The sequence below is a fragment of the Moorella thermoacetica genome, assembly GCF_001267405.1.
GTDB classification, from domain to species: Bacteria; Bacillota; DSM-521; order Neomoorellales; family Neomoorellaceae; genus Neomoorella; species Neomoorella thermoacetica.
On the sequence record NZ_CP012369.1, the window covers coordinates 1701739 to 1726818 of the forward strand.

At 56.3% G+C, this 25080-nt stretch carries 25 protein-coding genes, 1 tRNA gene and 1 other annotated feature; of the genes, 1 reads left to right on the forward strand and 25 read right to left on the reverse strand.

Translation table 11 applies throughout. The annotated features are described in order from the left end of the window. Positions 1-174: 174 nt before the first annotated feature. From MOTHE_RS08525 to MOTHE_RS08600, 16 genes are all read right to left on the reverse strand, one after another. Positions 175-747, reverse strand: coding sequence for a hypothetical protein (locus tag MOTHE_RS08525; RefSeq protein ID WP_053094914.1), 573 nt, complete (start codon positions 745-747; stop codon positions 175-177). A gap of 72 nt (positions 748-819) precedes the next feature. Then, positions 820-1638: a TrmH family RNA methyltransferase gene (locus MOTHE_RS08530; protein ID WP_011393254.1), complete on the reverse strand. Its 819-nt coding sequence runs from the start codon at positions 1636-1638 to the stop codon at positions 820-822. A gap of 113 nt (positions 1639-1751) precedes the next feature. Continuing rightward, positions 1752-2423 carry a potassium channel family protein gene (locus tag MOTHE_RS08535; RefSeq protein WP_080996781.1) on the reverse strand — a complete coding sequence of 224 codons (672 nt, stop codon included), beginning with the start codon at positions 2421-2423 and terminating at the stop codon, positions 1752-1754. Then, on the reverse strand, positions 2413-3744 hold the full coding sequence (locus MOTHE_RS08540; protein ID WP_011393256.1) for a TrkH family potassium uptake protein: 1332 nt from the start codon (positions 3742-3744) through the stop codon (positions 2413-2415). Before MOTHE_RS08540 ends, MOTHE_RS08535 begins: the two co-directional genes overlap by 11 nt. A gap of 55 nt (positions 3745-3799) precedes the next feature. Next, a complete protein-coding gene (gene rplT / locus MOTHE_RS08545; RefSeq protein WP_011393257.1) occupies positions 3800-4165 on the reverse strand; it encodes a 50S ribosomal protein L20 in 366 nt (121 codons plus the stop codon). 18 nt (positions 4166-4183) lie between these two features. Then, entirely contained in the window at positions 4184-4384 is a 201-nt protein-coding gene (rpmI, locus tag MOTHE_RS08550) for a 50S ribosomal protein L35 (protein ID WP_011393258.1), read from the reverse strand. 28 nt (positions 4385-4412) lie between these two features. Then, positions 4413-4922, reverse strand: coding sequence for a translation initiation factor IF-3 (gene infC / locus MOTHE_RS08555; protein ID WP_051498574.1), 510 nt, complete (start codon positions 4920-4922; stop codon positions 4413-4415). Positions 4923-5136: 214 nt separating this feature from the next. Beyond that, a complete protein-coding gene (gene thrS / locus MOTHE_RS08560) occupies positions 5137-7038 on the reverse strand; it encodes a threonine--tRNA ligase (protein ID WP_011393260.1) in 1902 nt (633 codons plus the stop codon). A gap of 38 nt (positions 7039-7076) precedes the next feature. Continuing rightward, positions 7077-7297: a binding site (T-box leader), on the reverse strand. A gap of 54 nt (positions 7298-7351) precedes the next feature. Then, a complete protein-coding gene (locus MOTHE_RS08565) occupies positions 7352-7945 on the reverse strand; it encodes a DUF445 domain-containing protein (protein ID WP_011393261.1) in 594 nt (197 codons plus the stop codon). Positions 7946-8054: 109 nt separating this feature from the next. Continuing rightward, complete coding sequence (gene ytxC / locus MOTHE_RS08570) at positions 8055-8921, reverse strand: putative sporulation protein YtxC (RefSeq protein WP_011393262.1); 867 nt, start codon at positions 8919-8921, stop codon at positions 8055-8057. 183 nt (positions 8922-9104) lie between these two features. Next, positions 9105-9179 (reverse strand) — tRNA-Val (locus tag MOTHE_RS08575). Positions 9180-9271: 92 nt separating this feature from the next. Then, entirely contained in the window at positions 9272-10162 is an 891-nt protein-coding gene (gene lipA, locus MOTHE_RS08580) for a lipoyl synthase (protein WP_011393263.1), read from the reverse strand. Between the two features lie 205 nt (positions 10163-10367). Then, positions 10368-11747 carry a dihydrolipoyl dehydrogenase gene (lpdA, locus tag MOTHE_RS08585; RefSeq protein WP_011393264.1) on the reverse strand — a complete coding sequence of 460 codons (1380 nt, stop codon included), beginning with the start codon at positions 11745-11747 and terminating at the stop codon, positions 10368-10370. 215 nt (positions 11748-11962) lie between these two features. Beyond that, a complete protein-coding gene (glnA, locus tag MOTHE_RS08590; protein WP_011393265.1) occupies positions 11963-13291 on the reverse strand; it encodes a type I glutamate--ammonia ligase in 1329 nt (442 codons plus the stop codon). 134 nt (positions 13292-13425) lie between these two features. Then, positions 13426-14838 (reverse strand): CehA/McbA family metallohydrolase domain-containing protein, encoded by a 1413-nt coding sequence (locus MOTHE_RS08595; RefSeq protein WP_053094915.1) that lies wholly within the window; start codon positions 14836-14838, stop codon positions 13426-13428. Positions 14839-14910: 72 nt separating this feature from the next. Continuing rightward, the gene (locus MOTHE_RS08600) at positions 14911-16044 is read right to left on the reverse strand and encodes a PRK06851 family protein (RefSeq protein ID WP_011393267.1); all 1134 of its coding nucleotides are present in this window, start codon (positions 16042-16044) and stop codon (positions 14911-14913) included. A gap of 234 nt (positions 16045-16278) precedes the next feature. On the opposite strand from MOTHE_RS08600, the gene MOTHE_RS08605 reads away from it, so the two are divergent. After that, the gene (locus MOTHE_RS08605) at positions 16279-16767 is read left to right on the forward strand and encodes a hypothetical protein (protein ID WP_011393268.1); all 489 of its coding nucleotides are present in this window, start codon (positions 16279-16281) and stop codon (positions 16765-16767) included. 24 nt (positions 16768-16791) lie between these two features. Here the strand turns inward: MOTHE_RS08605 and MOTHE_RS08610 are convergent, their stop codons facing one another. The 9 genes from MOTHE_RS08610 to MOTHE_RS08650 form a co-directional block, all read right to left on the reverse strand. Continuing rightward, positions 16792-17199, reverse strand: coding sequence for a type II toxin-antitoxin system VapC family toxin (locus MOTHE_RS08610; RefSeq protein ID WP_011393269.1), 408 nt, complete (start codon positions 17197-17199; stop codon positions 16792-16794). Continuing rightward, positions 17196-17447: a CopG family transcriptional regulator gene (locus tag MOTHE_RS08615; RefSeq protein ID WP_053094916.1), complete on the reverse strand. Its 252-nt coding sequence runs from the start codon at positions 17445-17447 to the stop codon at positions 17196-17198. The genes MOTHE_RS08610 and MOTHE_RS08615 overlap by 4 nt, the downstream gene beginning before the upstream one ends. Before the next feature lie 355 nt (positions 17448-17802). Then, entirely contained in the window at positions 17803-18375 is a 573-nt protein-coding gene (locus tag MOTHE_RS08620) for a flavodoxin family protein (protein ID WP_011393271.1), read from the reverse strand. A gap of 222 nt (positions 18376-18597) precedes the next feature. Continuing rightward, entirely contained in the window at positions 18598-19701 is a 1104-nt protein-coding gene (locus MOTHE_RS08625) for a M24 family metallopeptidase (protein ID WP_011393272.1), read from the reverse strand. Positions 19702-19727: 26 nt separating this feature from the next. Continuing rightward, positions 19728-20975, reverse strand: a complete 1248-nt coding sequence (locus tag MOTHE_RS08630; RefSeq protein ID WP_011393273.1) for a benzoate/H(+) symporter BenE family transporter — start codon at positions 20973-20975, stop codon at positions 19728-19730. Positions 20976-21127: 152 nt separating this feature from the next. Next, positions 21128-22570 carry a hypothetical protein gene (locus MOTHE_RS08635; protein ID WP_053094917.1) on the reverse strand — a complete coding sequence of 481 codons (1443 nt, stop codon included), beginning with the start codon at positions 22568-22570 and terminating at the stop codon, positions 21128-21130. After that, on the reverse strand, positions 22570-23187 hold the full coding sequence (locus tag MOTHE_RS08640) for a (2Fe-2S)-binding protein (RefSeq protein ID WP_011393275.1): 618 nt from the start codon (positions 23185-23187) through the stop codon (positions 22570-22572). Before MOTHE_RS08640 ends, MOTHE_RS08635 begins: the two co-directional genes overlap by 1 nt. A 3-nt stretch (positions 23188-23190) precedes the next feature. Beyond that, positions 23191-24207, reverse strand: coding sequence for a 4-hydroxy-2-oxovalerate aldolase (dmpG, locus tag MOTHE_RS08645; RefSeq protein WP_011393276.1), 1017 nt, complete (start codon positions 24205-24207; stop codon positions 23191-23193). Continuing rightward, positions 24204-25079 carry an acetaldehyde dehydrogenase (acetylating) gene (locus tag MOTHE_RS08650; RefSeq protein ID WP_011393277.1) on the reverse strand — a complete coding sequence of 292 codons (876 nt, stop codon included), beginning with the start codon at positions 25077-25079 and terminating at the stop codon, positions 24204-24206. The genes dmpG and MOTHE_RS08650 overlap by 4 nt, the downstream gene beginning before the upstream one ends. Position 25080: the final 1 nt, after the last annotated feature.

The window sequence follows — 25080 nt, forward strand, 5'->3', positions numbered from 1 at the left end:
TCAAAAAGCCTCCAAAAGAACTCCGCCGACAGGATCACCCTATCACAACCTTTCCTGGAGCTTTTGGGGGTAACCTCACAAGTGTAATTATAGCATAGCTTCACGGCCCATGACAAGGTGTAGAACAGATTCCGCCCGGCATACCTTTTAAAACAACTGCAGGAAGAAAGAGTTCTATTTATACAGCAATGTGGCTATCGTGCCGATGAAGCCGACGGATATGGTAATGACGGCGCCGATAGCCCAGAATTTAAGGCTATTAAGCTTGTCATCCTGTTTGTCGATTCGCAAGCCCAGCTTTTCTTCCAGCGCATCCATACGCCGGGTCAGCTTTTGATCCACCGCATCAATACCTTGGGTCAGCGTTTTTTCCACCGCATCAATGCGCTGGGTCAGCTTTTGCTCCACTTCCTCAATATGCTCGGTCAGCTTTTGCTCCACTGCATCAATACGCTGGGTCAGCTTTTGCTCTACTTCTTCAATATGTCGGGTCAGCTTTTGCTCCACCACATCAATGCGCTGGGTCAGTTTTTGCTCCACCGCATCAATGCGCTGGGTCAGTTTTTGCTCCACCGCGGTGATGAGTTCTTCTGATTTTTGGTCCCCGTCCCGGATTTCCCTGGTTAATTTCTCATCAAGCCGGTCGATACGCTGTAAGAGAAAGAAAAATTCCGGTGATGCCAGGGTATGGGGCGGCTCATTAGTGGCGGCTATTTCCCGCAAGCTCTCCTCCGGCATGGCGCTCACCTGCCTTTACCTCCATTCTAGCCCAAAGTTTTCCTGAAAGCAACGGCCTTTTCCTGGATTTACCCCAGGAGGTTATACCCCCTGCCGCTGGCGTAGGGCTTCATAGAGAAGGAGGGCCGCGGCCACGGCGGCGTTTAGGGAATCAACTGGTCCCACCAAGGGGATGCCCACCCGCTCGGTAGCCGCAGCCAGCAATTCCGGTCCGGGCCCGTGGTTCTCGCTGCCCACTATCAAAGCCAGGGGCGGGCGCAGGTCTACCTGCCAGAGGGTTAAGGGCGCACCCACGTCGGCTACTACCAGTTTCAGCCCGGCATCCTGAAGTTTCCGGGCCAGCAGGGCGGGCTCTACGCCGCCGGCCACCGGCAGCCGGAAGGTCGCCCCCATGGCCGACCGGACCACCTTGGGGTTATAGGGGTCTACGCAGCCACGAGTTAGAATTAAGCCCGTCGCCCCAGCTCCCAAGGCCGTGCGCCAGATGGTCCCCAGATTGCCCGGGTCCTGAATGCCGGCAGCGATTATAAATAAAGGAGGAGAATGGAGCGGTGACGTCACCGCCAGAAGCTCAGCAAGGTTTTTTGCCTGCATTGGCGCCACGGCCACAATTCCCGGCGGCGTCATGGTGGTGCTGATGCCGGCCATGAGCTCCTCCGTTACCGCCAGGCACTGGTAGCCGGCCCTTTGCAGGCCGGCTACCAGTTTTTCGCCCCGGGATGTAGTAAAAATGCGGGGACTATGTAAAACCACTTCCAGGGACGTGCCGGCCTGCAGGGCTTCTTCCAGCAGGTGGATACCCTCGATGAGATAAAGGCCCTTCTTTTCCCGCCAGGAGCGGTCCTGAAGGGATCGGGCCAGCTTTACGTAGCGGTTGTTTGGAGATGTAATTAAGGCCATCTGCTTTCTCTCCGCAGATTAGTTGCCATTTTCATTCGGATCGGTAATCTTTGAAATCCCCCTTAAAGAATAGCTCTAACGTGAACCATGACCGGCAGCCCCTATAACCTGCCTTAGCTTTCCTGCAGCCTCTCCAGGGCTTTATTCCGGCCCACCAGGACCAAGATATCCCCTTCTTCCACCACATCATCGGCGCCGGGCGCGGCTAAGATCTTGTCGTTTCGCTTGATGGCCATGACGCTGACCCCGTGCTGGGCCCGTAAATTGAGCTGGCCCAAGGTCTTGCCGGCGACCCTGGCAGGGGCCACAATTTCAACAATGCTATATTCCGGCGAGAGGTCTATATGTTCCAAGACGTTGCCGGAAGCCAGGGTGTGGGCCACCCTCACCCCCATATCCCGCTCCGGGTAAACAATCCTGTCAGCGCCGATCTTGGCCAGAACTTTACCGTGCTGGTCATTTATAGCCTTGGCCACCACACACTTGATGCCTAGTTCCTTGACGATAAGGGTGACCAGAATATTGGCCTCGACATTTTCCCCGATGGCAACAATGGCTACATCCACATTGCGGATGCCGGCCGCCTTCAGGGCCTCCTCATCCCGGGCATCAGCCTGGACTGCCGTGGTTACTTCATCCATCAGGGCTTCTACCTTGGCCTCGTCGCTGTCGATAGCTATCACCTGGTGCCCCATACGGCTCAAAGTCCGGGCCACGCTGGTTCCAAAACGGCCCAGGCCGATTACGGCGAACTGTTTCAGAGCTTTACCGCCTTTAGCCAACAATAATCCTCTCCTCAGGATAATGTTTTACTCCCTGACGACCCAGGCGTTGGGCAATGGCAAAGGCCAGGGTCAGGGGACCGACGCGACCCGTAAACATGGTAGCAGAAATCAACAATTTGCCAATAACCGTCAGGCGAGGTGTCAAGCCCATGGAAAGACCGACAGTACCAAAGGCCGAAGTTACTTCAAAAAGTACCGTCTCCAGCTCAGCCCCTTCGGTAATCAACAAGATACCCGTAACCGTAACTACCAGGAGCATGGAAACAGCCACTATCGCCAGGGCCTTCAATACCGTGTCCCGTGGTAACCGCCGGCCGAAGACTTCAATATCCACGTTACCCCGGATAATGGTCCAGACGGCCGCGGCGATGGCCGCAAAGGTACTTGTTTTAATACCACCGCCCGTCGACCCCGGCGAAGCGCCGATAAACATCAGAATTATGATGAATAACAGGGTTACCGGTCTTAAATCGGCGATACTGAGGGTATTAAATCCGGCCGTCCTGGGGGTAACTGCCTGGAAATAGGCGGCCAGCACCTTCTCGCTCAAGGGCAAAGGAGCCAGGCTCTTGGCATTAGTATACTCCAGCGCCAGTATAATTAGCGTACCTGCGAGGATTAACCATAATGTAGTCCGAATAACAATTTTGCTGTGCAGGGAAAGGCGCTGCCAGGAGCGTTTGGTATAAATATCTGCCACGACGCTGAAACCAATGCCCCCGGTGATAATCAGACCGGTAATAACCAGGTTGACCACCCAGTCGCCACGGTAATCCACCAGGCTCTTGGAGAAAAGATCAAAACCGGCATTACAAAAGGCGGAAACAGAGTGGAAAATGCCAAAATAGATGGCCTGTCCCAGGGGCATTTGCCGGCTAAAACGCATACTTAAGATAACGGCCCCCAGGCCTTCGGCCAGCAGGGTAAATACCAAAACGTACTTGCTCAGGCGCACTACCCCTTCTACCGTCAGCTGGTTCATGGCTTCCTGCATGACCAGCCTCTCCCGCAGGGTAATGCGCTTACCAATAAGTAAAGCGACCAGGGTTGACAGGGTCATGAAGCCCAGGCCGCCGGTCTGTATTAAAGCGAGGATTACCAGTTCTCCAAAAAGGGAATAGGTAGTTTGGGTATCGACAGTATTCAACCCCGTTACAGCGGTAGCCGACGTGGCTGTAAACAGGGCGTCAATGACCGCCACCGGGTGCCCGGTCTGGCTGGCCACCGGCAGGCTGAGTAACAGCGTACCGGTGGCGATTACCAGTCCGAAACCCAGGACCATTATCTGGGGCGGCCGTAAACGGAAGGGCCATTCCCGCAAGTTAATCGTCTGCCTTCACCTGCCAGGCAAAGGGTTGTTATAGCCCCGTATACTTTTAGGCACCCAGGCCTAACTTTTCTTTGGCTATATCCACCAGGCGGTTAAAGCCGGCCTGGTCGTTAACGGCCATGTCGGCCAGCATCTTGCGATTGATCTCTACCCCCGCCTTTTTCAACCCGTTGACCAGGCGGCTGTAGTTAATCCCGTTCATCCTGGCGGCGGCATTGATGCGGGCGATCCAGAGTTTGCGGAAGTCACCTTTACGCTGGCGCCGGTGGGCATAGGCGTAGGCCAGGGACTTGATCACCTGCTCGTTGGCCGGCCGGAAGAGTTTGGACTTGGCACCAAAATACCCCTTCGCCAGCTTCAGGATCTTTTTATGACGCTGGTGTTTGGTTACACCCCGTTTAACGCGTGCCATGTTTATATTTACCTCCCTTTAGGCCTCATAAGGCAATAACCTGGCTACCCGCCGCCGGTCGGTACTGTCTACCAGAGCCGGGTGGCGCAGGCGCCTTTTCTGCTTTGGTGTCTTGCTGGCCAGCAAGTGGCTTTTATAGGCCCGGAATCTCTTAACCTTCCCCGAGGCAGTTACCCGCAGCCTTTTGGCCGCGCCCCGGTGGGTCTTCATTTTTGGCATGGTTATCACCTCAAGAATAAGTATTCTTTTACGACTTGGGAGCCAGAATCATGGTCATATTACGTCCCTCTACTTTGGGCGGTTTTTCAATGGAGGCAAGGTCCGCCACCTGGTCGGCCACCCGCTGGCACAACTTCAGGCCGAGATCGGCGTGGGCAATCTCGCGGCCACGAAACATAATCGTCACCTTCACCTTGTCGCCATCCTGCAAAAAGCGAATGGCGTTGCGCGTTTTGACCTGGAAGTCATGTTCCTCGATGTTCAGGCGCAGTTTGACCTCTTTGATGTTTATTATACGCTGTTTCTTCCTGGCCTCGCGCTCCCGCTTGCTCTGCTCGTATTTATACTTGCCGAAATCCATAATACGGCAAACTGGCGGTCGCGCCGTTGGGGCCACTTCTACCAGGTCCATACCCTGTTCCTGAGCTATTCGCAGGGCTTCCCGCGTCGGCATGATACCAAGTTGCTGGCCGTCGGCACCAACCAGGCGCACATCACGGGTCCGGATTTCTCCATTGACCCTTAAATCCTTGCTGATAATGCGTCACCTCCAGCTAGATTTACCGCCCAGCAAAAGACCTCGCAACCGCTTCCCAAAAATCAAGCGGGTGGAATCTTCCACCCGCTAAAAGCAGACCTTTTCCTGGGCAAACCTTACCAGCCTGGGGCCGTAAGGTGAGAAGCGGATGGCTTCTACTTCCTGGGAAAGTATATCACAGGGCATATCAGGCGTCAATATCCATAGAAGAAAATTATTCCCGCCTGCTTATCTCCCTGGTGACCCTGGCAATAAACTCTGCCAGGGGTACCCTGCCGGTATCCCCGGCCTGCCGTTCCCGCACGGCCACGGTGCCTTCGGCCGCTTCCTTATCCCCCACTACCAGCATATAGGGTATATGCTCCATCTGGGCGGCCCGGATCTTGTAGCCGATTTTGTCGTTGCGGTCGTTCACCTCCGCCCGGATGCCGGCCCGGATCAGTTCCGCCCTGACTTTAAAGGCGTAATCGTTGTGGCGGTCGGTAATGGGTAGCACCCGCACCTGTACCGGCGCCAGCCAGACCGGGAAGGAACCGCCGTAGTGTTCAATGAGGATGCCGATAAAGCGCTCAATGCTACCGAAGACCACCCGGTGGATCATAACCGGCCGATGCTTTTGGCCGTCTTCACCGATGTAGGTCAGATCGAACTTTTCGGGCATGAGGAAGTCCAGCTGGATGGTGCCGCACTGCCAGGTACGGCCCAGGGAATCCTCCAGATGGAAATCAATCTTGGGGCCGTAGAAGGCGCCATCGCCTTCATTGACGGCGTAAGGCATGCCCTTGGCCTCCAGGGCCTGGCGCAGGGCGCTGGTAGCCGTTTCCCATATTTCCTCCGAGCCCATGGCATTGTCCGGCCGGGTGGAAAGCTCTACGTGGTACTTGAAGCCGAAAAGATTGTAGAAACGGTCCACCAGGTCGATAACTCCCTGGATCTCGCTGGCAATCTGGGAGGGCAGCATAAAGATGTGGGAATCGTCCTGGGTGAAGGCCCGTACCCGCATCAGGCCGTGAAGGACACCCGATTTCTCGTGGCGATGGACCAGCCCCAGCTCTGCCAGGCGCAGGGGCAGGTCGCGGTAGCTGTGCTGCTCGGTTTTATAAACCAGGATGGCGCCGGGACAGTTCATGGGCTTGATGGCATAGTCAGCCCCGTCAATTTTGGTGAAGTACATATTCTCCCGGTAGTGGTCCCAGTGACCCGACTGCTCCCAGAGGGTACGGCTTAAAATAACCGGGGTGCGAATCTCCAGGTAGCCGGCACGGCGGTGCTCCTCCCGCCAGAACTGTTCCAGTTCGTTACGGATAATCATACCCTTGTGATGGAAGAAAGGAAAGCCTGGACCTTCCTCATGGAGGCTGAAGATCCCCAGCTGGGCTCCCAGGCGGCGGTGGTCCCTCTTGCGGGCCTCTTCCAGACGGTGCAGGTACTCCTCCAGGTCTTTTGCTTTAGGGAAGGCGGTACCGTAAATGCGTTGGAGCATGGGATTTCTTTCGCTGCCACGCCAGTAGGCCCCGGCCAGGCTGGTAAGCTTTACAGCCTTCAGGTAACCGGTGCTGGGGAGGTGGGGGCCGGCGCAAAGGTCGATGAAGTCACCCTGGCGGTAGGTGCTGATGGGCACCCCCTCCGGCAGGTCGTTAATAAGCTCAACCTTATAAGGCTCGCCCAGCCGCCGGAATAGCTCCAGGGCTTCCTCCCGGCTCACCTCCCGCCGTTCCAGGGGCAGGTCGGCCTTGATAATCCTCTGCATCTCAGCCTCAAGGGCCGTCAGGTCTTCAGGGGTGAATTTATGCTCACTGTCAAAGTCGTAATAAAACCCGTCGGTTATAGCCGGCCCGATGCCCAGTTCAGTACCCGGGAAAAGGTGCTTGACAGCCTGGGCCAGAACGTGGGCCGCCGTGTGGCGGTAGGCGAGACGCCCGCCTTCGTCGGCAAAGGTCAGGAGTTCCAGCTGGCACTCCTCCGGCAGGGGACGGGTCAGATCCCAGACCTCTCCATTGACCCGCGCCGCCAGGGCCTCCCGGGCCAACCTGGGGGAAATATCCCTGGCAACCTGCAGGGCTGTGGTGCCGGGGGCATACTCCTTTACTGTACCGTCAGGTAGAGTTATGCGCATATAAAAACCTCCTGTGGAAAAAAATAACCCCCGCCCCGTAAAGGGACGGGAGTTGTGCCCGTGGTTCCACCCTTCTTCAGGGGATATGCTCCCCCCTCTGAAAACCTTTTAACGGTAGGCACCGGCCAGGCTTACTTTTCTTTTCGGCCCGGCAGCTCCGGAGTGGTCCGGCTCCCCGCTGACGTCCGGGATGCTTCCAGCCGGGGCATCCCTCTCTGGAGGACCGTTACAGGGGCCTCTTCTCCTTCCTCGCTGTTAGGTACATTATAGCGATTGCAGCCAGAAGCTGTCAAGATTTAGCCATTACCTGCCACTACCGCCCGGCCACGAAGGCCTGGACCAGGCCGATAAAGAAGCCCAGGACACCACCCAGGAGTTCTATGTACCGCAGCTCCCGGCCGGCTACCTCCACAATTAGATTCTCGACCTGGTGCAGATCCAGCTTGTTGATCTTTTCGGCCACCAGATCTCCCAGGGAGAAGGAGGAAATAGACGAGGTCAATTCCCCTTCCAGTTCCTCCAGGGCCGGGGGGATTTCCCGGCGCAGGGTTTCTTCGATTGTCTTGCTGGCCGCTTCCTTTAAACCAGCTGGAATAAAAGAAGGCAGGCGTTCCGTCAACCGCCGCCGGGCCACCTCTACCACCAGTTCGGTTATCTTCTCTTCCAGGGCTGGGGTGCGCAAGTGCTCCAGTACTTCTCCCAGGGGGAGCAGGTCTTTGTCGACCACCCGGGCGACATTGGCGGCAATCTCGGCCCGCCTTTTAGGGATCAATCCCTGGAAGGTCCAGAAGAGAAACTGGAACGGGCGGTGGGGACGAAATAAAAGGCGAATAGCCAGGACATTTGTTACCCACCCTATAAAGGCCCCAATTAGGGGAATTACAATCCAGCGTCCATAAATATACATCCTCTCACCCCACCGAAGCTGATAATAACAAAAGCCCGGCTAAAAAACAAGATAGCCCGGCTTTGGAAAAATTAACAAGGTGACGAGGGGCCAGTCCGGAGCACGGTCGCTAACGCTTTTGCAGTGGCTGCAGGCAACGGCTGCAGCCGTTACACTGGATAACCCTGTCCCCAAAGACACTCATGATAGTGCTGATGGTATTTTGGTAGCGGCCTTTATCCACCCCATGCAGGATCACCTGGCGTGGTGAAATGGTTATCAGGGAACTGATTAACAGGTCTTCATAATTCAACTCACTGTCAGCCATATCAACCATAAAGCCTTCCAGATATTCGCCGTTGAGGTTGCGGTTCTCACCGTCATAGAGCTGGAAACCACCGGGGCTTAAGATAACATGTACCTTTTCCACCCTGGGTTCCTGGGCTTCGACAAAATAACGCAGAAGGCGGACAAACTCGTCGTACTCCTTTTCCATCAGGTACTCGTCGACGGCCTCTTCCAGAGCCTGGTCCAGCTCCATCAGGTAATCGGGCAGTCGGAAGCGCACAAAACCGTCGATGTTCAACCAGCTGTTTTCCTGGAAATACTCCAGTACCCGGCCGTAGATGGACTCCCCCCGCCCTTGCTGAACCTGAAGGCAGCTGCTCTCACCCTGATCCAGGATAGCCCGGGCACGCCGGCAGATCTCTTCTGTAGCTTCTTCATCCAGGCCCTCGTATTCACTGGTTAGCAGGCTTTCCAGGAGGGTCTTTTCCCATCTTTCGACAATAAAAGTGGCCACAATCTCGGCCACCTGTTCCTGAAAGCGCCTGATATCCCTATTTGACGGGCGACCTCTCCCGGTTTCCAGGAAACAGCGGAAGAAATTTAACCCCCCTGCCTGCCACAGGTGGAGGCCAACGGTATAACCAAATCTATGATTAAATTCAGCCTGTAAAAAATCTATAGGCCTGGCGGTAATTAGCGTGATGTTCATGGGCACTGCACCCCCTTGTGCTGCTATTATATGTGCCGCCTATAGTTTGTATACAGAGCTGTTCCCACCGGGGTGCTGAAAAACGTGGATTTTCAAGGCCTTGCTCCACGGCTGAAATTGGCATCAAGTTAATTTTTGACAATAAAAAGACCTTTGCATTCAAGCAAAGGTCTTCTTCTCAGATGGTGGGCCCGGCAAGGATTGAACTTGCGACCCCCTCCGCGTCAAGGAGGTGCTCTCCCACTGAGCTACGAGCCCTTTCTGCTAGACACCATATATTATGCCCGAAAAGGGCGGTCTTGTCAAGGGGATGCCCTGTTTTTAGGTATGGTATGCGCTGTGGCCGCCCTTTACTTTACCCCGGCTATCTTCACGCTAAACTCAGCGGCGTGATAAGAGCTGCGGACATAGGGTCCCGCAGCCACATAGAGAAAGCCCATCTCCCGGCCTTTTTGGGCATACCAGGTAAAGGTCTCTGGAGGGACATACTCTTTGATTTCCAAGTGCCGGGGGGATGGCCGCAGGTACTGGCCGATGGTCAGGATGTCACAGTTGACAGCCCGCAGGTCGGCCATTACTGCCAGGACCTCTTCCCTGCTTTCCCCCACGCCGACCATCAGGCCGGACTTTGTATAGATCGTCGCGTCCAGTTCCTTCATTTGTTTTAGAACGTCAAGGCTGCGGCGGTAATCGGCCTGGGGCCGGACATCCGGGTAAAGACGGGGCACCGTCTCAACGTTATGGTTAAAGATATCCGGCCTGGCCCGGGCGACGGCGGCCAGGGCAGCACGACTACCACGGAAATCCGGGGTGAGGACCTCGATATAGGCCCCCGGCAGGGCCTGGCGCAGGGCAGTAATGGTGGCGGCAAAGTGGCCGGCGCCACCGTCGGGCAGGTCGTCCCGGGTGACGGAGGTAACGACGACGTGCTTGAGCCCCAGGCGCCGGGCTGCTTCGGCCACCCGCCGGGGTTCGTCCTCATCAATGGCCTCCGGCTGGCCGTGTTCCACGGCGCAGAAGCGGCAGTTGCGGGTACAGGTGTTGCCCAAGATCATAAAGGTGGCCGTCCTGCTGGCGAAACACTCCCCCTGGTTGGGGCAGCGAGCGCTCTGGCAGACGGTGTTAAGGTGCAGGTCGGCCAGAAGCCGCCGGGTGGCCTCTATATCCCCGGAAGCCGGCAGGCGTTTATGGAGCCAGGGCGGCATCCGCCGCGTCCCTGTTCCTGAAGGTGAAGTAACCATGGTTTTCCTCCGAAAAAGGGTCCTACCAAATCAGGCGATTATTTGTTGGCTTCTGAGGGGTTAAGATGCAGTCTCTGGGCTCAGGGTGCTTAAGCTAGCAAACTTGGCGCTTAAGTTGCTTAAGCCACCGCCGCGAAGCTATCGGCTGCGCGCAAAGTTTATTTACGTCGCGAAACGAGTCGCCCTCGCCTGTACCCTCCAGCCCCTATGAATGGATACTAAGCCCGTGTACGGCCTCCGCGGCCTCCATAACGGCCTCGGACAGGGTGGGATGGGCGTGAATGGTCGCCGCCAGTTCGCCGGCCGTTATTCCTTTATTGACTGCCAGGGCACCCTCGGCAATGAGTTCCGTGGCGTGGGGACCCATGATGAAGACCCCAACCACCCGGTCGCTCTCTGCCTCGGCGATTATCTTGACCATGCCGTCAGTCTCGCCGCTGCAGAGGGCCTTGCCGCTGGCCTGGAAGGGGAATTTGCCGACCCTAACCTTCATGCCCCGCCCTTCGGCCGCCTCTTTAGTCAGGCCGACGCCGGCTATCTCCGGCAGGGTGTAGATGCAGCTAGGTACGGCGTCGTAGTTCACCTTCGTCGGCCGGCCCATGATGGTTGTCACCGCCGCCAGGCCCTGGGCCGAAGCTACGTGGGCCAGCTGGATCTTGTTGGTCACGTCGCCGATGGCGTAGATGCCGGGGACGCTGGTCCGCAGGTATTCGTCAACTACGATTTCACCCTTGGGACCCAGGGTTATGCCGGCATCTTCCAGGCCTAAGCCCCGGGTATTGAACTGGCGGCCGATGGAGATAAGAACCTTATCGGCGTTTATAGTCTGGCCGTCGGCAAGGGTGGCCTGGACCCGGCCGCCGGCTTCCTTGACTTCTGTTATCTGGGCCTTTGTCTTTATTTCCACCCCGGTCTTTTTGAGGAGCATACTGAAGCGCCTGGAGATCTCACTGTCGATCATGGGTAAGATGGCGGGCATCATTTCGACGATGGTGACCTTGCTCCCCAGAGTGGCAAAGAGGGTGGCAAACTCGCAGCCGATGACCCCGCCGCCGATAATCAGGAGCTCGGCCGGCACCTCCGTCCAGGCCAGGGCCTCGGTGCTGGTGACCACGGTGCGGCCGTTATATCCCAGGGCCTTAATCAGGGCCGGCTCCGACCCGGTGGCCAGGATGATGTTTTCGGCCTGGAGGTTTTCTATCGTGCCATCGGCCGTAGCCACTTCGATCTGGCCAGGACCTTTAAGAAAGCCCCGCCCTTTTATGAGGTCGACCTTGTTTTTCTTAAATAAGTAGGCGATGCCCCCGGTAAGCTGCTTGACCACGGCGTCCTTACGCGCCGCCAGGCGGGCATAATCTACCCGGTAATCCTCTACATCTATGCCAAAAGCAGCCGCCCCTTTGATGCCCCTGACCATGGCCGCCCCGGCCAGCAGGGCTTTGGTGGGGATGCAGCCGCGGTTGAGGCAGGTGCCGCCCAGGGCGTCCTGTTCGATTACGACTACCTTCGCCCCCAGCTGGGCTGCCCGGATGGCCGCCACGTAACCGCCGGGGCCACCGCCGATGATGGCTATCTGGTAACTCATGGAAAACCCCTCCAAACCAATTACTTTAGCCGATCCCAGCCTGTAAAAACACCCACCGGAGCCGTGCAAGGTAACAATGGCTCCACCTAACCCGGTCCATGACCTCTCACCCTTCGCTCCCATCATGAAGGACTTTTGAGCCCGAATGACCACCTTTGTGCTAACCTGCGTATCCCTGCACGATCACCGTCCCGTAGGGAAAAGGACCATGTGGGTTAGAACTTAGTCAGGTAATGTTCGATTTCCCACTGGTGCACCCGGGTGCGGTACTCCTCGCATTCGATGCGTTTCGCCTCCATGAACCGCTGGTAGATATGGGGCCCCAGGGCCTCGCGGATAACGGGGTCTTTTTCTAATGCATCCAGGGCTTCATCCAGGGTGCCCGGCAGGAGGTCGATACCTTCGGCCCGTAGTCTAGTCGCTTCCATGTCAAAAATATTGGCATTGATGGGCGCCGGCGGTTGGATACGGTTCTTAATGCCGTCCAGGCCGGCCTTCAACATGACGGCAATGGCCAGGTAGGGGTTGGTCGAGGGGTCGGGATGGCGTACCTCCAGCCGCGTTGACAGGCCCCGCTTGGCGGGGATACGGATCAGGGGGCTACGGTTTTGAGGTGACCAGGCTATATACACCGGGGCTTCGTAACCAGGTACCAGACGCTTGTATGAGTTAACAGTGGGATTGGTAATTGCCGTCATGCCCCGGGCGTGGGCTATCAGGCCGCCGATAAAGTAGTAGGCAACCTGGCTCAGCTGGAGATCGTCGTCAGGGTCGTAAAAGGCATTTTGGCCGGCGCGGAAAAGAGAGATATTGCAGTGCATGCCCGAACCGGCAATGCCGTAAATGGGCTTGGGCATAAAGGTGGCATGGAGGCCGTGGCGCTGGGCGATGGTCCGCACCACAAACTTGAAAGTAGCGATATTGTCGGCCGTCCTTAAGGCGTCGGCGTATTTAAAATCTATCTCATGCTGGCCGGGAGCCACCTCATGGTGGGAGGCCTCGATTTCAAACCCCATCTGCTGCAGGGTCAGGACCATATCCCTCCGGGCGTCTTCCCCCAGGTCTACCGGGGTCAGGTCAAAATAACCGGCCCGATCGTGGGTTTCCAGGGTCGGCCGGCCGGTGGCGTCGGTATGGAAGAGGAAAAACTCCGCCTCCGGGCCGACATTCATGGTATAACCCAGGGCCTCGGCTTCAGCGATAACCCGCTTTAAGGTCCCGCGTGGGCACCCGATAAAAGGCGTGCCGTCGGCATTATAAACGTCGCAGATCAACCGCGCCACGGCGTCGCCATTGGGCTTCCAGGGAAAGATGGTAAAGGTGGATGGGTCCGGGCGCAGGTACATATCAGATTCTTCAATCCGGACGAAACCCTCAATAGAGGACCCGTCGAACATCAACTCGTTATTGAGGGCTTTGGGAAGCTGGTCCAGGGTGATGGCGACATTTTTCAGCACCCCAAAGATATCGGTAAACTGGAGGCGAATAAACTTGACTCCCAGGTCGGTAGCTTTCTGTAAAATCGCTTCCCGGCTATCCACCATGTGCTAATTTTTCCCTCCCAGTAATGATGAAAGCGCCCCCTTGACATAGGACGCCTTTTTTAACTCATTCGGCTTGATTATAGCATCGTTCCCGGCAGGTTTCAATAATTTTTTAACCCTTCAAGCGATGCTTGCTAACGCCTCGCCGGTCTTAAAAAAACCGGTGAGGTTAGGACCTGATCCGGCCCGGACACATAGAGCCAGTAATAGGATGTTTCTCCCGGTGCCGCCAGTTCAACTTTCCAAGCAGGCCTGCGCCCCCCTCCAGCGCCTCTGGTTTCCGCCTGCCAGATGGCTTTTCCCATATTTTTATAGCCCTGGAAAAGCAAAAACTGGTAATCGCCCTCTACTACCCCCTGCCAGTAGATTTTGATCTCCAAAATAGCACCCGGCGGCAGGGTGACTGAAGTCCCCGGCGGCTGGCCGTTAATTAAAAAATAAGCCAGACCCCCGCGGCGGCTGGCCACAGTATACCCCCGCCGCAGGGCCAGGTCCAGGAAGTATTTCTGTTCCTGCCAGGGTAGGCCCGCCCAGCTGTCGGGTAGGTAGACGTAAGTTACATAGCCCTGATAGGGGAGTACTTGATGCCAGTCGCTACCGGCTCGGGCCGAAGGCAAATAGCCAGTTAAGAAAACCCTGCCGGACAGGCGCGCCACCTCCCTGCGCCACAGTTGCAGGGGTCGCGACTCCAGGTCGAAGTACCACTGCAGGCCGGAAAAGACCTCCAGACCACTGTAATCCACCACCGGCTCGTCCTCCCAGGGCCAGGGAGGCCGACCGAAGGGGTAGGATACGGTTACCGAGGCGGTATGGCCAGGTAAGCGGTTAACCCGGTCAATAATCACCTGGCCGGGGTTCCTGGCATTCTGCCAGCCTTCTAGGGCCGTCAAGCCATAAATAAGGAGGTGCCCGGCGCTATTCCTGGTAGCTAGTTCCAGGCCCGGGAAGACGGCAATGGTGCCTGATAAATCCCGGCAGAGGCCGGCGAACTCTTCCCAGAAACCGGCGATCAAATCAGCGTGGGGAGTGAAATACAGGGCCCGGTAGCCTCGCCCAACAAGTTCCTTTACTACTGCTGCCGGCGACCAGTGGCCGTCGTCGTGGCTGGAGTTATGCATTTGCAGCTCCACCGGTTGCCAGTGGGGATGGGCTGGCAGGGGTGCCAGCAGGATGGTGGTGGCGGCGCGGCAGGTCATACCTGCAAAGGTGATAAACTCCAGTTCCAGGGAGTGTTCACCGCCGGTAACCTGCAGAGCGGACAGACCAGCCGTCTTCAGGATCAACCACGAACAGGCGTAGCGCTTATCTTCTCTTCCCAGGGTGGCTAAGTAAGCCGCCGGGTCGGAGGTCCGGGCCCCGGCAGGCAGGAGGTAAACCGGCATTACCCCAGGAAAGATAATATTACGCCCGGCGACCGGGCGGCCGTCCAGCAATACCCGCCGCAACCTCAGGTAGCTGGTGGGGCCGGTATCCCAGGCGCTGACCGGGACGGCCCACTGCTCCGCCCCCGGCTGCCAGCGTAAAAATTCCGGCAGGATGATCTTCATACCCGAAACACTCCAGGGCAGAGATTAGTCTGTTTATTTAAGGTTGCCCCAGGGCGATACATGGCTCTTCATTTACGCCTGGCCCAGGACCTCGGCTGCGTAACCCAGGATGCGCTGCAGGATTTCTTCCCGCTTAATGTTAATGGCTTCAAAATCCATGGCCGGGATATAATAACTCTCCATGTGGTCATGGGTGATCTTTGCCTCGCGGATATGGGCGATGGCCCGGTCCAGGGCGGCTTGATAGCGGACGATGGCGCTGGCGATCTCATTTCCATAGAGTTTTAAGTGCTCCCGGTCGATAAACTTATTCAAATCCAGGGCCATGGCCACCTGGAGGCCCGGGATATCCTGCAGGTCGATGGCGTGGGGTGGCTGCCAGTTCATGACCGCCACCTGGATCTCCGGGATAATGACCATGTCAATATTGTTGGGGTCAAAGGGACAGTGGTAGACCTCGGTATAAAGGCCCTTTTCGTTGGCCACCCGGGCTACCGTCGCCAGGATCCCCGGTACGCCGCTGCCCGGGTCCCCTGCTACCGTATACAGCCGTCGCACGTCCTGGAGCAGGGTTTCCAGGTTGCCGGTTACCAGGCCCCTGGGGGTCAGGGCGGTGGCAAAAAGATGGCGTTCCCTGGCCGGCTGGTTATAGCGGGACCTTACGCCGGCAAAAATAGCTTCGAGGAGTTCGGCCTTGGCCTGGTAGACCCGTGGCCAGAGCATGCTCTCAGCGACGTAGCTTTCCCATTCGTCCCGGATAACCTTGGCTTCCTTCAAAGCACTGTAGGCAATACGGTACAGGCGGCTGATGCGCTGGTTGTCCTGGAGGACCTGTTCCTTGCTGGCCCGCATCTTATCCTCGTCCCAGTAGTCACCCAGGTGGATGATTTCATCAACAGCGCCCGGATTCTTGGGATCTACGATGTGGGGGGCGGTGCCGTCGATAATGGCTACCCGGATCTTGGGTATAACCACGCCGTCCAGGGAGTCGTTATCAGAAGAACAGCAGTGGAATTCCACGTCAAAGCCACGTTCCAGCATGGCTTCCCCGATTTTGCGCATAAAGGTTGACTTGCCTACGCCAGGACCGCCCTTAACGACAAAGATACGGGTGGCATCGGGTTCGATAATGAAATCGTAAAAGGAATAAAACCCCATGTAGGTATTACCGCCGGGAAATACTTTTTTTAATTTGCCCCTTGGCATGGCTGTCCCTCCTGTGCCAGCCTGATGTACCTGCATAGCCGGCTATTATACATGTTATGCGGCCGGGAGCGGGACTTTCGGGGGCTGTGAGAGGAAATAAATGGAATTCATAGGAGCACCTCAGGGGGGGACTGACGCCCGCTCCATAAAGACAGCCACCACCGCCGCTAAAACATCCGGAGCCCGGAAGCCGTACCTTCAGCCTCGGGGCAACTAACAAATGGAGGGTACCCTTTGGACATCGGTGAAAGCCTGGTCGGCTCTTATTTTAAATACGTCTTGGGTTGCAAAATCGTGGTCTACAACTGCCACCTGGACGGTGGCGGCGAGCTCGACGTCGTCGCCCTGGACCCGGACGGCAAAAAAATCTACCTCTGCGAGGTGGCCACCCACCTGCGCGGCCTCCTCTATGGCGACAGCAACGCTGCCACCGTAGAGCGGGTCAGCCACAAAATCAAAAGGGCGGCTGCCTTTGCTGCCGCCAACTTCCCCGACCGGGAACCGGTCTTCATGCTCTGGGCGCCGGCCGTTTCCCGGCGTCTGGTTCAAGACCTGCTCCGCCTCCAGCCAGATCCCGGCACTCAGAAAATTACCCTCAAATTTATTTTCAATCATGATTATACCGCCTGCATCCGCCGCCTGCGGGATATCGCCCGGCAAAACATTAAAACCACCGACGAACCGGCCTTCCGGCTGCTGCAGATCCTGGAGCATCTGCGGTAAAGATCTAAGGTAAAGCAACCGGTTTCATGGCAACATTGTAAAACCGGCTACTTTAAAATGAACATCAAAGGCAAAAGCTTCTTCAATCCCCCCTCGTTCCATAACTTTAAACGATACAGCATCGGTCAAGGAGAAGGTTTGATCGTCGAATTTGCGCAATAGTTTAACAGCTTCTGTTGTAATATCTGAATCTATATAGACAACCTGGATTTTCAGTGAGGCACTTATTTTCTCCCACCAGCCCAACGCTACATCCAGACCGCTATCGAGGCGTAATAAAACATAGGTTTCAGCAGCCACCAGATTAGTCGTTAGAAGCTGTCCATATTCTTTCAGTGCTTTTTTATAAAAGGGGGCCGCAATGGTATGGTACTGATCCCGGCGGTTGACTACTGCTACCCAGGCCGAAGTATCTACAAACAACTTCTTCACTCTTTCCAGGTCTCCCTTTCCCGTAGAACCAGGTAGTGATCATGCCTTTGTGCTATATCGGAAGTTTTTCCTGTTCCTATCCCGATAATATCCAGAGCTGGATCCTCCCTACCCAAATCTTCCTCGAGTCCACGATAAACATATTTTCTAACAAGGTCAGACTTGGATACCTTTTTTTTCTTCGCGACCTGCCTCAATCGTTCATGAACTCTTTGGTCAAGATATACCTGCAAAGGAACTTTATTCATGAGATAAACCACCTCCAATTTATCTTCATGTTAATATTATACATGAATATATCTCTCTATTCCAGCATACCTTATCTCTGATATCCCTGTATACTCTGCTCATTATGTGCTAGAATGGAGATGGGGAGGCTCTCCCGGAAGATGATGGTTCCATTACTCTTGCCCTGGATGACCTGGAACTGGCTGTTAACGCTTCTACTAAAGATGAGGTCCTTCGGGAACTGGTGGCCGATTTTAAATTAGCGCTCTTGCGACAAAAATGGTTGGGTCTGCCTTTAGGTCAAGATTACGGAAGAAGAGTTCTGGCAAAGCTTACAAAAGCGCCCCGGGCGTCGACCGACCGGGGCGGCAGAATTTAAGCCATCTTTTTCAGCAGCCAAGCCATATTTTCGCCCAGGGTTGCAAAGGTCCTTTTTCCTTCTTCGTCTTTTTCCAGATCGCCAATATCCCTGGAAAGGGTCATATTCCAGTAGCTTGAATTGGGTACGATCATTTGATTTATACCAAAAAAGAAGTTAATGGCGGCATAAGTAAAGTTAGCCCCCGCCCGCCTCGCAGCTACGACAGCGGCACCGACCTTTCTCTTAAACAAACCCCCGTTGGCGCTGGAAACAAAGCCGGAGCGGTCGATCAGGGCTTTAACCTCCGGCGTAACGTTGCCGAAATAAACCGGGGAGCCGATAATAATACCATCGGCTTCAATCATCTTGGCAATAAAAGTGTTCATGTCGTCGTCAGTTATGGTGCAGCGCTTATCCTTATTCCTGATACAACCGCCGCAAGCCTTACAGCCTGAAAGCCTTTTACCGCCAAGCTGAATAAGTTCTGTTTCGATTCCCTCCTGTTCAAGCTTACTCAATACGATTTTTAAGCTTGCAAAGGTGTTGCCGTTTTTCCTGGGGCTACCGTTAAAAGCCACTACTTTCACCTTGGTACCCTCCGCTTATAAATTAAACTGACAAAGTTATTATATAACATCAGGCGGGAAATGGAAGGACTTGTGAAGTGTTATAACCAAACATATAGAAGCACCCCGGTTGCGGGGTCCTTCGCCACCACACCCCGGGGTGATATGGGGCCGCCTCTTTTTCGGGATACACCGGGATGGGCAAGGTACCCAGGTCTACTTCCCGGGTAACTACCTGCCCGGCTACACCCGTACCAGTTCCCGCGGGTAATCCGTCAGGATCTCGTTCTTTTCCCGGCCGACATAGATAACATCCGTCACCCTGGGCCCGCCAATGCCGGGACGGTAGATGGTCGGCAGGAGCAGGTCTACTACCATGCCGGCCTCGATAACCTCCTCCCGCCCTCTACCGACAATGGGGTAGAACTCCGACTGGCGCAGGCCCACGCCGTAACCCACCACCTCCAGGTAACTATCGCCATAGCCGGCGACTTCTACAACCTGCCTGGCGGCGGCATCCACCGTCCCTGCCGTGACCCCGGGCCTTAAAGCGGCTATGGCCCGGCCCTGGGCCTCCAGCAGGAGATAGTAGATATTTTCTTGCTCCGGAGGGATCCGGCCTACAGCCACGGTCCGGCACATCTTGGCACAGTAACCCTCGTAAGTCGCGCCCAGGTGGATGACCACCGCCTCCCCCGGCGCAATCTTTTTATTGCTCGCACAGGGGTGGGTCAGGAGGACCCGTTCCCCAGAGACCACCTGAGGCCGGAAGGAAGACCCACCTGAGCCTGCTTTCAACATGGCGTATTCCGCTTCGGCCAGGATGTCCAGCTCCGTGACCCCCGGCCGGACGCTTTTGATGGCCGCTTCCATGCCGCGGCAGGCGGCCGCCGCCGCCCGCCGCAGGAGTTCTACTTCCGTTGGTTCTTTAATGGAGCGAAGGCGATAAAAGAGATCGCTTGCCCCGGTAAAGCTGGCCTCCGGAAAGGCCCGGCGCAGGCCGTCGTAGACGGCAAAATCGACAAAGTAGCGTTCAAAACCTATACGCGGTACCTTGAAACCATAGGCCTTGATGCGTTCCACAACTTTGCTGGCCAGGCTCTCCCGTGGAAAGTAATAGCCATAGGTGGTGAGCCCTGACTCCCGTTCTACATAATCAGCATCCAGCCAGAGGGTCACAGCACATGGTTCTCCCTCCCTGGGGATAAGCACGGCCAGGCACTCGATCTGGGTCAGGCCGGTAAAGTAAATCAGGTTCTCCCGGTTGACCACAAAGAGCAGATCCAGGTCTTTTTCTATCATCAGTTCCCGGGCCTTCTCAATACGGTTGGCATAACGTGCTGTCAAGGCTATCAACCCCTATCAACTAATCATTACTCAAAGTCTTTGGGTTCAACCAGCAGGGAAACAACCACTCCGCCAACCAGGGCCCAGAAGGGAGCACTAATCTTCAAGACGGTGATCCCCGACATGGCGATGACCAAGGCAAAGAACGCTCCGACTTTAAACTTTTTAGACGCAAAGGCCATTTCAAAGGAGCTAACCAGTACGCCGATCATAGCCAGGCCAGCCAGGAGAGATACCAGGTCCGCCGGCAAAGCCTTGACAAAGGGTACGGCTACGCTGGCAACAAGGCCAAAAGCTCCAAAAGTAACACCATTAACGATACTGGCTGCATAGCGGCCGTTTTTATCTTCTCCTGCTTCACTGGAAGCGCAGATAGCCGTCATGGGACCGGCGATATTGGCATTATGCCCTCCGAAGAAGGAAGTCACTATACCGCCAATGCCGCTGACAATGGTCATCATATTAATGGGGGGTTTATACCCCTCGGCCATGAGGACGCCGATGGCCTGGGCGTTTTCAGCCCCGACCACCAGTGCCGCGAGGGGAATACCAATGGATAAGAAGGAGCCCAGGCTGAACTCTGGCCAAAATACCTGAGGAGCAATCCACTGAACGTTGACAGCCGAAAATTTAAAACCGCCAAAAAAGAGGGCCGCGATTACCCCGGCTACTAGAGCACCCAGGACAGGCGACACCTTTTTCGTTAACCGGGACATAAGGAGGTAGACCAGCAGGCCGATACCGGCAATCAGGGGTGCCTTTTGGACCGAGGTGATAATCCCGGTACCAAAGCGAATCATTGCCCCGGCAATCATAGCCATGACAATTGGTCCTGGTAGCCAGCGCATAACTTTACCGATGAGGCCGGAAATACCCAATAAGAGTACCAGAACGCCAGCAATAAAATAAGCACCTACTACCTGGTTAAAGGGGAATAAAGGTATGGCTGATGCGAGCATCACCGCTCCCGGGATCGAGTAGGCGCCGTTGATGGGCTGTTTGTAGTAACCAGCCAGCAACACGCCCAGCAGGCCGCCAAAGAAATAGATGGAAAAGAGCCAGGAGATGGTCTGGGCCTGGGTCAATTTACCATTGGCTGCGGCATTCATCACAATCAAAGCCGGACCGGTACAACCAAAGACAGTGGCAATGATGCCTGCCGTGACGGTATTAACATTCAAGTGGCGCGGTAGGTCGCCGAAACCAGAAGCATACCCTGGGCCGGGTTCAATCAGGCCACTCTTTCGAGGTGTGGTGGCTTTAGCAATTGCCACAAATGGACCCTCCTTCAGAAATTTTCTGGCATGGCATTTATTACCATCTATTGGCAAAACTCGAGGGAAGCGGCATCCTCCGTGGAGAATGCCGCCTATCCCATCCAGGAAACTCTAGCCGGGCAGTGACATGCCCTTGCACCTCTCAGAAGTTATGCGCCCCGCTTTAAGACCGACATATCCACGCCGCGCTGGCGCAGCCATTTAGGCAGGAGCTCGTTGTCCACCCGTTCGCTCACGGCTGGAGCCTTTCTGGTCAACAGCTCGGCGAGGGGTTCACTGACGTTGATGCCGCCCATGGCGCCGTCGAAGATAATAACCTTCCGGGTGCCGGTGGCGCGGTAGGCAAAGTTCATGGCCGCCTCGGTACTCTTGATCACCGTGGCGTAATCCATATAGTTGAGGTTCAAGGGATCGCGGTTAAAGAGCTCGGCCTGTTCCTGGCCCACGACCACCGTCGGAATCTGCTCGGCGAAGAATGCCGACGGATACCCGGTCCAGGCGTAGTTGTGGACGCACATCTTGATGGCCGGGTTCACGGGCGGGATATCCTTCAGAAGAGGTTTACCCCGCTTGCCGTAAAAGGCTTCCGTGTACCAGGTATAAGGCGGTAAGGGCGCATCCAGGTCGTAGAGATCCATGTTGGCGCCGGTAAAATTGGCGTAGATAACCCCGGCGGAAAAGACGTAGGGTACCGGGCAGGGGAAGTCCAGGGCCGCGATACACTCGTCGATCTCGCCGAAGAGGGTCATGATCTTGCCGTAGTACTGGCAACCGGTAAAGGTTACCCGGTCGTTCAGGGCATAGAGGTCGTTGTCAACGTCTACGCCGACGACACCGTTGGGGGCGATGTTAAGGAAGGCCGCAAAGGCGAACTTCTTCTGGACAAACTCGGAGTCGAAGATGGCCCGGGCGACAAAGTTCGCCCCCCGCGGTCCCAGGTTCTGGTGATAGGTGGACCGGGTTTCAATCCGGGCGTAGGACATACCGAAGGGCTTCACGGCCTTGTCCACCTGGCGGTGGAAGTGGACCTCCCGGACGTCGCTGTGGTGAGCGTGGACGATCCAATCGGCGTCGTAGACCTTCTTGATACCATACAGGGTACCGATTTCTGTCTCAATGGGGATACCCTGATCCACCGGGGCTACCCCGGTAGCTTTACCGTTGTAATAGGTGTCCAGGCCGTAGCGTTTAATATACTCTTCCGTCTCCCGGAAGCGCATGCCAACCCCGGCCCGCAGGCGGATATCCCGGCAACCGGTACGCTTTTCAATAACGTCCTTAATGGCCTTCAGGAGTTCGGCGTAGGGCTCGCCACCTAAAAGGGTGAAACCATGATGGGAGGCCAGGACGTTCACCGAGTGCTCCGGCTTGATCATGCTCATGTCGACTTTCATGAGGGCTTCTTCCGCCGCCTGCCGGACTTTAGCCAGGCCGTTTTCCCCGGGGTAGATGACCTCCGGCAGGTCCGGAAAGAGCTCCTTCAGGCTGACGGAAGTCATCCCTGGCAGGTCGGCGATCCTGGTTTTCACCAGGGAGGGGTCAATGCCATATTGCGAGGGTTTCGGGGGAATGGGTTTAATGGGTGCCCGCATCAGGCGTCACCTCCTTTTATGCCTTCTTCAACCAACTTATCCAGGACGGCCCGGTCTTCTTCAAAGTAGAAGCCCCGGGAAGCGTATTTCTGTTTGACTGCTTCCGGAAGGTCCCAGGCCGTAGCCGTCCTGCCGTACCACTGCCAGCCGCCCTCGGGAGGTTTGAGTTCGCATCCTGCTGCCTCCAGCAGGCGCAGGATAGGCTGGATGCATTCAATGGTACAGCCGGTCCGGGCGCCGGTAACCAGGGAGATCTCCTCCGGGGTCCGGGCGCCCTTGATAATGGCTGCCGCCACCTCGTCAGCCCGGGTGCCGACGCAGTAGCAGATGCGCTGCTCCGGGTGGAGTTTAGCTTTGGCGCAAAGGGCCACTACCTCGTCGTAGTTTACTTCATTCACATCGACGCCCACCTGCAGGGGCTTGTCCCGTTTAACCATGGTCACGGCATAGTCCGGACAGCGTTGCTCACAGTTGGCGCAGCCCCGACAGCGTTCCGGGTCGACAACAGCTTTGCGGTTCACGACCTTGATGGCCAGGACCGGGCAAACCCGTTCGCAGGTACGGCAACCTTTACACTTGTCAGTATCTACCTGCGCTAACAGAGTAACTAGTTTCACTGTTTAGTTTCCTCCTCTCTTTTGTGCTAACTGGTAAGCCACATCGACAATCATGTCTTCCTGCCCGCCGACCATGCGCCTCCTTCCCAGTTCCACCAGGATGTCCCGGGGGTCGAGGTTGAATTTCTCGGCCGCCCGGTAGGTGTGGAGTAAGAAACTGGAGTAAACACCGGCGTAGCCCAGCATTAAGGGTGCGTTACGCACCACCTGGGGCCGGTGCATGATAGGCTCGACGATGTCTTCGGCTACGTCCATGACTTTGTAAAAATCGACACCCGTCCGGTAGCCCAGCTTGTCAAGCACACCGACTAAAGCTTCTGTTTGGGCATTGCCGGCTCCGGCCCCCAGGCCACGACAGGCACCGTCCAGGAAAGTCGCGCCAGCCTCTACCGCCGCCAGGGCATTGGCCGTAGCCATGGTCAGGTTGTTGTGGGCGTGGAACCCAACAGGTACTTTTACTGCTTCGACCACGGCACCTACCCGGGCTTTGACATCTTCCGGTAACATAGCCCCCGCGGAGTCGGCGATGTTGATATAGTCGGCGCCGTAGGACTCAAAGAGTTTGGCCTGTTCCACTACCTTTTCCGGCGGCGCCATGTGGCACATCATAAGGAAACCAACAGCCATCATACCCAGCTTCTTGGCCATGCCGATATGCTGCTCGCCGATATCGGCCTCGGTGACGTGGGTGGCCACCCGGACCACTTTGGCGCCGCAGTCGGCCGCCATCTTCAGGTCCTCGACGGTGCCAATGCCGGGGAGTAAGAGGACAGTTAGTTTGCCTTTTTTTATCGCCGCGCTAGCGGCTTTTAGCATTTCCTCATCCCCCAGGGCTGCCCAGCCGTAGTTGTAAGAGGAACCGGCCAGGCCGTCACCGTGGGAAACCTCGATATACTCCACTCCGGCCGCGTCCAGGCCGCCGGCAATGGCGGCTATTTGCTCGGCCGTAAACTGGTGGCTGACGGCGTGACTACCGTCACGCAGGGTTGTATCGACAATGTGGATTGACCTAGCGCTCATGCTACCCCTTCCTTTACCTGCAGTTCCTGGGCCAGCTTTTCAGCTACCGCCACGGCTGCTGAAGTGATAATATCCAGATTACCGGAGTATTTGGGCAGGAAGTCACCAGCACCCTCCACTTCAACAGCTGCCGTTACTTTGTTGCCGTCAAGAATGGGCGGCACGACGAGCCGGTACCCGGGAACATAGCTCTGGATTTCCTTGACCATGGCTTCAACCGAAGCGCGAATGGCTTCGATGTCGGGCTTTTCGACCTCTACATAAATGGTGTTATGCATCATAATGGGTGGCTCGGCAGGATTCAGAATAATGATGGCTTTGCCCTTCTTCGCCCCGCCGACAACCTCCAGGGCCTTGGCCGTAGTCTGGGTGAACTCGTCAATGTTCTGGCGGGTCCCCGGCCCGGCGCTCTTGGAAGCGATGCAGGCTACAATCTCAGCGTATCTGGCCCCGGCCACCCGGTTGATGGCATAGACGATGGGTACTGTAGCCTGGCCACCGCAGGTGACCATGTTAAGGTTTGGTTCGGCCTTAACCTGGTCCAGGTTGACACAGGGTACCACGTAGGGACCTACTGCCGCCGGTGTCAAGTCGATGGCGATCTTGCCCGCTTCTTTTAAAAGCGGCGCATGCTGTAAGTGGGGTTTGGCCCCGGTGGCGTCAAAGACAATCTTGATATCGTCTTCCGCCAGGACGGCCTTGACACCTTCGATGGATGTCTTGATACCCAGCTTCCTGGCCCGCTTGATGCCCTCGGATTCGATAATACCGGTCATCAGGGCCATCTCTAGATGCCGGCTGCGCAGGATCTTGTACATCAGGTCGGACCCGATATTGCCCGGGCCGATAACAGCCACTTTTACCTTGTCCACA